Source organism: Iodobacter sp. BJB302 (assembly GCF_002735645.1).
In the GTDB taxonomy this organism is placed as follows: Bacteria; Pseudomonadota; Gammaproteobacteria; order Burkholderiales; family Chitinibacteraceae; genus Iodobacter.
The window spans coordinates 1-10,104 of the sequence record NZ_PDZG01000105.1 but is presented as its reverse complement, the minus strand read 5'-3'; the positions used below and the strand labels follow the sequence as shown (position 1 = coordinate 10,104).

The following is a 10,104-nucleotide window of genomic DNA, read 5'->3' as shown; positions in this document are numbered from 1 at the left end:
CCCCAATCCCCTCCCCCAACCACCCCAACTGCTCCCTCTGCCCCAAATAAAAACTAGCATTCAGCCTGAGTTGATTACCCATCGGCCCGCCTTGGGGGTAGCAGAGCCAGCCGGGGGCGAAGTGGATTCCTTGGACCAGGGCTTTTTTTAATAGGGCGCTTAGGTCTATGGCTTGTGGCAGGGTGATCCACAGCAGGTAGCCACCTGCGGGGATTTCTACATGGGTGCCCGCGGGAAAGCAGGCGAGGATGTCGGCGCGCATGGCTTCAGTGCGTTTTTGTAATTCAGTGCGGAGTTTGGCGATGCTGCGGCTGTGTAAATCGCCCGCGAGTAAGGCAGCCAGCGCCAGTTGGCTGGGGAGTGGCGAGCTGAGTGAGCTGCAAAACTTGAGGGCGCGGATGCGATCGCTCCAGCGGCCCGGCTCTATCCAGCCAACTCGGTAACCAGGGGCGATGGTTTTGCTGAATGAGCAGCAATGCAGCACCAGGCCCAGCCTGTCGTAGGCTTTAAGCGGCAGCGGGGCGTTAGCAGCAAAGTGCAGGGCGCGGTAAGTGTCGTCTTCGATAATCGCCAACTGGTGTTGATAGGCTAGGTCGAGCAGCGCTTGTTTATCGGCCTCGGGCATGCAGCGCCCGCTGGGGTGCTGAAAATTGGGCATGACCAGCAAGGCGGTGATGGCTTGCTCTTGCAAGAGCGCCCCAAGCGCGGGCAAATCTAAATCAGGCTCAGAAGCAACTTCAATCACGCTAATCCCCATCTGACGAATCAGGCTAAGCACGCCAGGGAAAGCAGGTGTGACAACGGCAAGGCAGGGCTTACTAATGCCTTGCACTACGGCTTGAATTGCCAGCGATAAGGCTTCCATACCGCCACAGGTTACGATCAGGTTTTCCCAATGCAGATGCACGCCTTCGCTGTGATACATGCGGGCAATCTGGCGGCGCAGCTGATCTAAGCCCAGCATGGGCTGATGATTCAGTGCCTGCGGATAAGACGCCATGGCCCGCATTAATTCACGATTCAGGGCACGGGTATCGAGCAGCCCGGTATTGATAAAGGGCGAGCCCCAGGGCGCGGCAACGTTTTCTAACAGGCAGAGCGGATCGAACTCGCCAGCGGCCAGAGCATCCACCTTCTTGCCCTGCCCCGCCACAATCACCCTAAACGCCGCACGCGGCTCGGCCTCTGCATAAGCCAGCCGCTCCAGCTCGTAAAACGCTTTTTTGGCGGTGGTCATACTGACTTGGTGCGTTTGGCAAACCGAGCGCAAGGAGGGCAGCTTGTCGCCAAGCTGGTAATCCCCCCTGTCGATGGCAAGGGTAAAGAAGTCGATTAATTGCTGAAATTTACTCATACACTCAGGGCTGGATTGCGGCCTGACAGGCCGCTCAGCCATAGTGTAAAGCATTGGTAAATTTCGCCCCAACCTAGAAATGGTAGCTGGACAGGGTGAGTGGTGTGGATATTTGGCTTTCCAGCAAGGCGCGACGAAGCGGAATAGCATTCTATTCAATGAGGAGCAACGTAGCTGGGGAGCCAAAGAGCCGCGCTAATCATCCTGTAGCGGCACTCACCCGATAGCTAATTAAGTGAAGCAATGCCAAATCAAACAAAGTACGAGATAAATGTGAAGATCGAGCGGTCAGCTGCCATTTTTAGGTTCCATGTAAGGCCAGAAAACTGCTTGGTGCGCTGACTTTCCATGCGGGGTGGTTGCGGCTTTTGGCGGTGAAGACGATAGGCACGCTGCCGCTGGATTGGGCGACTTCCAGCCTTACCGTAATCTGCCGGTTGCTGCCTGCGGGCAGGGCAATCACAGGCTCGTCGCTATAGATTTCTACACCGGGCAAGCCCTCAACACTTAGCTCTAAATGCTGCTCGGTGGCCGAGCTGTTGCCCAGTTGCAGGGTGTAGCTGTTTTCCAGCCAGCCTCTGTCCGTTTCACGCGCAAGGATATTTCTGTCCCTTGCGATATCCAATTTGAGCGGCTGGCGCTGCAGCAGCGAAACACTGGTCAGCCCCAGTACCACCACCACAGCCAGGCCATAAAGTGCCGCCTTAGGGCGCAGCAGATGCTGCCAGCCCAAACTCACCACGCCGGGCTTGTGCATATTTTGCTCATTGGTAAAGCGAATCAGGCCGCGTGGTTTTTCTATTTTATCCATCACCACATCACAGGCATCAATACAGGCGGCGCAGCCTATGCACTCGTATTGCAGGCCTTGGCGGATATCAATGCCCACCGGGCAAACCTGCACGCAGATATTGCAGTTCACGCAATCGCCCTGCGGTGCAGCGGCTTTATGCTGAGCACCACGCGGCTCGCCACGCACTGCATCGTAAGCCACCACCAGGGTTTGCGAATCAAACATCGCACTTTGGAAGCGTGCATAGGGGCACATATGCTTACACACCTGCTCCCGCAGTAAGCCCGCCAGCACATAGGTAAAGCTGCCGTAGCTAAAAATCCACAGCCATTCAATTGGCCCAAAAGACAAGGTTGGCAAAGCGCCCGCCATATCGCGGATCGGGCTGAAATAGCCAACAAAACTAAAGCCGGTCCAAAAGCAAAACAGCAGCATCAGCGCGTGTTTGCTGGATTTGCGCAGCACTTTTTCTGCTGACCATGGTGCGGCATCCAGCTTGGCCCGCTGTGTATGGCTGCCCTCGGTCAGGCGATCTATCCACAGCATAATGGTGGAATACACAGTTTGCGGGCAGGCATAACCGCACCAGATGCGCCCGGAAAGCGTGCTCCAGAAAAACAGCGCAAACGCCCCCGCCATCATCAGCGCCATTAAATAGATAAAATCCTGCGGCCAAAAATTAAAGCCAAACACAAAAAACTGCTGCCGCGCCAGATCAAACCACACCGCCTGCTGCCCCTGCCAGTTAAGCCAGGGCAGGCCAAAGAAAATCAGCTGGGTAATGATGATCATCAGCACCCGCCAATTATTAAACCGCCCCTTAGTCAGGCGCGGATAAAATTGTATGGGCATGGCTTTAACAGGCTTGGCAGACATGGCACAAATCCAATCAGCAAAAGCCACTTTATAAGGTGGAACGCCTCTGAAACAAAGACACAGGCAGGCACAGATAAAGGTACACAGGGCCAAGCTGCCCCGCCCACAAAAAATGCCAAATTTCACCAATGACAGTGTCACGCTTCTGCAGTAGGCTGCCGATTGATTCAGATTAACGCAAAAAATATCACTGCTTTTTAATACTATTAGTAAGAATTTATAATGACAGGAATTTAATTGTGCTTAAAATAAATTTATTCATTCTTATGATTACAGCGGTCATTTCAGCAGGTGCAATGGCGCAATCCCCGAAAGCAAAAAAAATACTTATCTATAACGGCCCAGGCACTTGCCAGGGATGCCCGGAAGCCATTAGCAGCCTATTAAAAAAAGCTGGCTTTAATACTCAATATATAAAGCCCGGCCAGCTTACTAAAAAAAACTTTGAAAAAACAGCCATGTATGTGCAGCCGGGCGGCAGCGATGATGCAAGTGAGGTCATCAACGCGCTAAGTAAAAATGAAATAAAAAATTTAAAAAGTTTTGTATTTAATGGCGGCAAATATTTAGGAATATGCTCTGGCGGGTATCTGGCTGGCCAGCATATTGTTGATAAGGACACCATTAATTCTTTCGGCTTATTACCCACCACGGTTTATGAAGAACAGGAAGATCCGGATTCGAAAATTGAAAGAATAAACTGGAAAAATAAAAAACTATCCGTTTATTTTCAATCCGGCCCGGCATTTAATTTAAAACACCTTCCCAATGCTGATATTTGGGCTATATATACAAAAACCGGCAATGGTGCGGCTTTAATTAATAAGTACGGCCACGGTAAAGTGGGCGTCATTGGCCCGCATTTAGAAGCCACAGAAGATTGGTTTGATGATAGTGACCTGGAATCCCCCGGCCTGAGCCATCATTTACTGATGGATTTTATTAACACATTGTTGCAAGATAAAAATATTTTAAAACGCATCATTCTGAATGGATAAATGCTGTTGGCGTAGCCGGGCATTTGCCCTCTCCGGTGCAGATCACCTGATGCTGTGAATGCCTCACAAAGGATTAAAAACAGGACCCCCATGTACTCAGCCGAAACACTGGAATTTGCTCAGCATAAAGAGAATGAAGCAGAAAAATTAGCTTACCGTTTCCACGCCGAAAAAAGCATGGATGGCCGGGACCGCGATAACTATATGCGCGATTACGCCCGCGTTTTGTATTGCTCATCTTTTCGCCGCCTGCAAGGCAAGATGCAGCTGCTCAGCGTAAACAACACTAAATTCAGCCGCAACCGCCTGACGCACAGCTTAGAAGTGGCCCAGATTGCCCGCAGCATTGCCATGGATTTAGGCCTGAAGCACCCGGCCGTTACCGAAACCTGCGCGCTGATCCATGATATTGGCAACCCGCCATTTGGCCACCATGGCGAGCGGGTTTTGCATTTGCTGGCAAAAGATGTAGGCGGCTATGAAGGCAATGCTCAGGCATTCAGAATTGTGCACAATTTAGAAACCAAGAGTATTCATTACTCTGGCCTGAATTTAACCCTGCGCACGATTTGGGGCACGATTAAATACTTTCATACCTCGGCAGAAAACCCGAATAAATTTCTTTACGATGACAATTACATTTTTTTAAAAGAACAATTAGATAAAAACAATATTACCGACACCAAAAGCATAGACGCGCAAATCATGGATATTGCCGACGAAATCGCCTATGCTGCGCATGATTTAGAAGACGCTATTAATGCCGATATGGTGGATATGGGCGAGCTGCTTTACGCTTTTAAAATCAGCGAAAAATACAGCGATGCTTATGACACCTTTAAAGAGATTATTGAATCCTGCCAGAAAGAAGCCGGGGACGCTTATTTAATGCGCACCTCAGAAGAATTCTCTTACATCTTTATTAAAGAACTGACATCCACCATTATCAACACACTATGTAAAGATATTGCCGTGGTAAACAATAATGGTATTGAGGAAATTGGCTATCTGCACCACGCCAAGCTGGCAGCAGGCCTGAAGAATGTTCTGTCTAAAATGATTCTTAAAAAGAAAAGCATACTTCAGTATGAAAAACGCGGTGAGAATATTATTCGCGGCTTGTTTCAGGTTTATTCTGATGAGCAATATAATCCGGATCTGCAACTCTTCCCCGCCGAATTGCGCTACCGCGTGGGCAAGGAAAACAGAATCCGCCTGATTACCGATTATATCTCCGGCACCATGGATGCCTTTGCCACGCAGGAATATATTAAATACTTTGGTGAATCTGAATACAATAAATTGTATAAAAACCATATCGCGCCATAGGCAGGCCTGATTTTTCATTTCAGCTCCGCTGGGAATCCTTTACTAAACAGGGGTTCCCAATAAAAACATTCAGGTTTAGCCCTTAAACCAGGCTGATATCAATACTGCACAGCGTTTCGCACACCTTCTGATTAAAACACCATCCCCTGTTCAGCCATGCAATGTGCAGCACCCGGCATCTTCCAATAAGCACTATGAAGTACAGACATTCATTTACAACTTGCCTAATTTAAAAAAGGAAAACGAATCAATCAGCAAAGAGCCCACATTGACGAATACTCAACGCACTCTTTTATCTGCCCTGCTTGCTGGCTTTAGCGTGGCAGGCACAGCTGCAGATACCAAGCCAGCCCCGCCCGTGATGCAGCAATCGATGGAAGATCAGTCCCGCCGCATGATGCAGGAAAACGCGGACAGGTTTCGCAGCATTGTGAATGATCACCGCATGCGTCAGCTTAAAAATGATGACAGCCCCCTGCCAGGCCCCCCAGCCGCCACCATGCAGGAATTTGATTGCCTTGCCATCAAAGGGCTGAAGCTGGCGGGCATTTCACTGCTAAGCCATGCAGAAGTGAATGCGCTGGAGCGGCCCGATACCGAATGCCTGAGCAATCATGATATCAATCGTTTTATTCAGGCGCTCACCACGCTTTATGTGCAAAAAGGCTATATTGCCGCGCGCATTTTGGCATCCGGGCCAGATGCAGAAGGAGTATTAACGCTCAGGGCCGTAGAAGGCCATGTTGAAGCCATCCAAAGCACCGACCGCCGCCTGAACACGGCCACTTTGTTTCCGGATGTGATCGGGCAGCCGCTGAATATCAAAGATATTGATCAGGGGCTGGATCAGGCCAATCGCTTGCAATCCAACCATGCCACAGCCGATATTCTGCCAGGGGAGGCTCAGGGCGGCTCGGTTCTGCTGCTGCGTAATCCAGAATCCCAAGCCTGGCATGGCGGGATATCAATTAATAATGGCGGGCAGGAATCAACCGGCGAGTGGATTGCAGGCATCAATGCATCATGGGACAGCCCATTTGCAGCATCTGATTTCATCAGCGTATCCAGCCAAAGCAGCACCGATAATCCCAATACCCGCTATAGCCGCAGCAGCTCTTTGTTTTACTCCCTGCCCTATGGCTACTGGACGCTCAGCGCTTTTGCCAGTGAATCCCGCTATCTAAATACCCAGCAGTTAAATATCTATGCAGTGCAGCTTTCTGGCGAATCCAGCCAGAGTGGCATACGGCTTGATCGGGTGCTCGCCCGCAGCCAGCACGGCACCAGCACGGCCAGTGTGCAGCTCAGCCATAAGCGCTCGGATAATTATTTTGCAGATGGCTGGCTGGATATCAGCAGCCCCAAGCTCACCGTGCTGGAGCTGGGTTTTAACCAGATGTTGATCAGCGGCAGCGGCATCTGGGTGCTGGATGCATCGCTGGAAAAAGGCCTCACCTGGTTTGGTGCAGATCAGGAGCGGCCCATCGCAGACTGGCCCACGCCAGAATTCACCAAGGCCAAATTAGGGATCAAGTTATATCGAAATTTTGTTATCGCAGAGCAAGCCATCAGCCTGCAAAGCAGCTGGAGCTGGCAAGGCAGCCGTGATCGCCTGCCCGCTATCGAGCAATTAGAGCTGGCCAGCCAGTCGGCAATACATGGCTTTAAACGTAATTCTTTATCTGGCGATACAGGCTGGTATTGGCGCAATACCCTGTCTGCCCGCCTGCCTGTGGCGGACGCTTATTTAAGCCCAAGAATCGGCATCGATGCCGGGCGGGTTTTACAAACCAACCTTGGCTATCAAAACCTCGCCGGAATGACGCTGGGTTTAAGCCTGAATATGCAGGATATAAATATCGATTTGGAATACAACCGGGCACTTTATATGCCGGATGAATTTAAATATGAAGAAGGCCAGATGATTGCCAGATTTAGCTGGCAGTTTTAAAGCGGCTTTTCTCTCAAAGATAGGGTGGGCAAGTTTTTAGTCCCACACGTGCCCACCCTACACAGCTTTTTGGCACTCGCCCTTAAATCAATCTAATTCCTCCCCTCAAAAGCCAATCTGCAATATTCACAAAGTACATCTGCAAGAAGCATAAATTTGCGGCGACTAAGCGTTTGCAAAGAACAATGAGTCTTAATCACCCCATATTTTGCCTGTTTTCAAAAAAAAATGACTTTTAGTGTGAATACCCTATTAGGCAAGCCATACAAGGCTGTATTAGCCTTTACTAATAGCATCTTCAAAACATTTTTTTTGCGATAAACCATGTGGTGATTAGCACTCTGCTCAACAAACTCAAGAGGCACGAATAATGAACTTTAATCTATCAATCAGCGGCAAAATTTCTGCCGCACTCATTATGGCCTTTGTGCTGACAGAGAATGTATCAGCCAACGGGATTGTAACCGGGGGCGATGCCGCTAAGCAGGCGCAAATCAGCACTGCAAATAATGGCGCAGCCGTGGTGAATATTGTTGCACCCAGTGCAAGCGGTTTATCGCATAACCAATTTAAAGACTTTAATGTAGGCACAGCCGGGGCTGTTTTAAATAACTCCACCATTGCCGGGCAATCGCAATTGGCGGGGCAGCTTAATGCCAACAGCCAATTGGGCAATCAGGCCGCTAAAGTCATTTTAAATGAAGTGGTCAGCCGCAATCCATCCTTGCTATTAGGCAAGCAAGAAATCTTTGGTATGGCTGCCGATTATGTATTGGCCAATCCCAATGGCATTAGCTGCGATGGCTGCGGCTTTATCAATACCCCCCGTGCTTCATTATTGGTGGGTAATGCCAATGTGCAAAATGGCCAGATCCAGTCATTGGAAACCGCAAAAAATAATAATCTTTTGCAGGTAAAAACCGGCGGCGCGTATGGCGAAAAGGTATTGGATTTAATTGCTCCGCGTATTGATGTGCGTGGCAATGTGCTGGCTAAAAATGCCGTCAATGCAGTGGCTGGTTTTAATAGCGTGGCTTTCGATCATTCTGTGGATAGCATCAGCGGCAAAATGCTCAGCACCAGTACCGCCCCTACAATTAGTGGCTCTTTAGATAGCTATTACCTTGGTGCCATTCAGGCGGGGCGGGTTAATCTGATTAGCACCGCAGCGGGTGCCGGGGTCAATATCACAGGCCAAGTTCAGGGGCAGGAAGCGCTTAATATTGAAAGCGCGGGCAAGCTGGCGCTTAATGCGGCTCAGCTCAAAGGCAAGACCATTGCACTGCAAGCCCAGGATATTGAAAGCAGCGGCAAGATCAGTACTAAAAACACGCAAGACCAAAGCCATGATGAAAGCTGGTTTATCTGGAAAACCGGCGAAACCGATAAAAAATCCGCCAGCAGCAAAAGCAGTATTGAGCGCAGCAGCATTCAGGGCGATGAGGTCCAGATCAAGGCCAGCAATACCGCAACGCTCGCCGCGACTGATATCGACAGCAATAACCTAAATCTCAGTGCTGCCAGGGTTAATTTGGATGGCCAGTTGCTCAGTAATAGCGAAAGCAGCAGCAGTAATGAATGGAAAAACTCCTGGGCGTATAACAAGGCCGAATCCAGCAGCACAGAGCAGCAAATTGGCACGCGGATCAAGGCCCGAAATGATGTTCAGATCAGCGCCACCGCAGGTGATCTGAATCTAAAAGGCAGCAGCATTCAGGCCGCAAACCAGTTAGAGCTGGCTGCCAGCGGCAATATCGCCCTGGCTGGTTTAACAGAGCGTGATAGCAAATCGGATAAGGGCAATCGTAAAAACGATGGTGCCAGCCTGCAAACCGGCTCATGGGATAACAGCAGCAGCAACGAGCGCCTGGTGAGCACGGCATTGCAAAGCGGTAAATCGCTGATCATTAATGCAGCAGGCAATATCGATGCCACAGGCGCACAGATTAATGCCGGAGCAGACAGCCAGATTGCAGCCAAAGGCACGCTTAATATCGCCACACAGGCCATTGCCAACAGCAGCCAGACTCAAAACCAGCAAAAATACTGGGGCGGAATTGGCGGCGGGGGCGAGAAAAACAATGGCACAGATCAAAGCATTAATGTGCGCTCCAATATTAATAGCGCAGGCAAACTCAGCCTGATTGGCGAACAAGGTATTCGCGTGAATGGCAGCACCGTTAAAGCTAAACAAGGCGCTTATGCCCAAGCTACAGCGGGCGGCGTTATCATTGATAGCGCGCGTGATTTAAGCAAAACCAGCGTCGATCAGCGTAATGGCACGGTGTTTAATATCACCAGCAGCTCCAATCAAAGCAAAAGCAGCGTTGAAACCAATCAGGCATCTGCTTTGCAATCTGATGCAGATTTAAACATCGTTTCGGCCCAGGATATCGCGATCATTGGCAGCAATATCAAGGCTAAAGATCAGCTTAGCCTTGCGGCCAAAGGCAATGTTGATATCAGCAGCGCCGCAAATACCGAAACCAGCAAGGGCACAGAAACCAAGCTGGAAGTGAACGGCTACGCCAAAGAACAAAGCGATAAGCAATACCGTGCTGGCGTGCGCATTGAGCACACCGAAACCAAAACCGATATCGAAAAAACCACCAACACCGGCTCAGCAGTCAGTGGCGGCAGTATCAGCGTAAATGCTGGCAACGATGTGGCCATTAAAGGCTCTGCCCCAATGCTGTTCACTTTATAGTCAAATGATGGATAATTGATAGATAATTTCTTTTTTTCATTAATCATGAAGTATGGCGAGCAGAGCTGCACATTTGGAAGATTCGATTCGAATATC

The 10,104-nt window shown here is 49.8% G+C and carries 6 protein-coding genes; 4 read left to right on the top strand and 2 right to left on the bottom strand.

Annotated elements, in window-relative coordinates:
* Both CSQ88_RS20925 and ccoG read right to left on the bottom strand, forming a co-directional pair.
* Positions 1-1,354: PLP-dependent aminotransferase family protein (locus tag CSQ88_RS20925; RefSeq protein ID WP_180273763.1), on the bottom strand; the 1,354-nt coding region annotated here is incomplete at its 3' end.
* 301 nt (positions 1,355-1,655) lie between these two features.
* Complete coding sequence (ccoG, locus tag CSQ88_RS20920) at positions 1,656-3,023, bottom strand: cytochrome c oxidase accessory protein CcoG (RefSeq protein WP_099400009.1); 1,368 nt, start codon at positions 3,021-3,023, stop codon at positions 1,656-1,658.
* A gap of 296 nt (positions 3,024-3,319) precedes the next feature.
* Between ccoG and CSQ88_RS20915 the strand changes: the two genes are divergently transcribed.
* From CSQ88_RS20915 to CSQ88_RS20900, 4 genes are all read left to right on the top strand, one after another.
* Positions 3,320-4,021, top strand: a complete 702-nt coding sequence (locus tag CSQ88_RS20915) for a BPL-N domain-containing protein (protein WP_180273762.1) — start codon at positions 3,320-3,322, stop codon at positions 4,019-4,021.
* 90 nt (positions 4,022-4,111) lie between these two features.
* Entirely contained in the window at positions 4,112-5,350 is a 1,239-nt protein-coding gene (locus tag CSQ88_RS20910; RefSeq protein ID WP_099400006.1) for a deoxyguanosinetriphosphate triphosphohydrolase family protein, read from the top strand.
* Between the two features lie 268 nt (positions 5,351-5,618).
* Positions 5,619-7,301 carry a ShlB/FhaC/HecB family hemolysin secretion/activation protein gene (locus CSQ88_RS20905; RefSeq protein WP_143449545.1) on the top strand — a complete coding sequence of 561 codons (1,683 nt, stop codon included), beginning with the start codon at positions 5,619-5,621 and terminating at the stop codon, positions 7,299-7,301.
* A gap of 370 nt (positions 7,302-7,671) precedes the next feature.
* Complete coding sequence (locus CSQ88_RS20900) at positions 7,672-10,008, top strand: hemagglutinin repeat-containing protein (RefSeq protein ID WP_099400004.1); 2,337 nt, start codon at positions 7,672-7,674, stop codon at positions 10,006-10,008.
* The last annotated feature ends 96 nt before the right edge of the window (positions 10,009-10,104 follow it).

Bases quoted from the DNA above. Each gene is read 5' to 3' on its own strand.
- CSQ88_RS20910 (WP_099400006.1), top strand. From the start codon at position 4,112: ATGTACTCAGCCGAAACACTGGAATTTGCTCAGCATAAAGAGAATGAA.
- ccoG (WP_099400009.1), bottom strand. From the start codon at position 3,023: ATGTCTGCCAAGCCTGTTAAAGCCATGCCCATACAATTTTATCCGCGC.
- CSQ88_RS20915 (WP_180273762.1), top strand. From the start codon at position 3,320: ATGGCGCAATCCCCGAAAGCAAAAAAAATACTTATCTATAACGGCCCA.
- CSQ88_RS20900 (WP_099400004.1), top strand. From the start codon at position 7,672: ATGAACTTTAATCTATCAATCAGCGGCAAAATTTCTGCCGCACTCATT.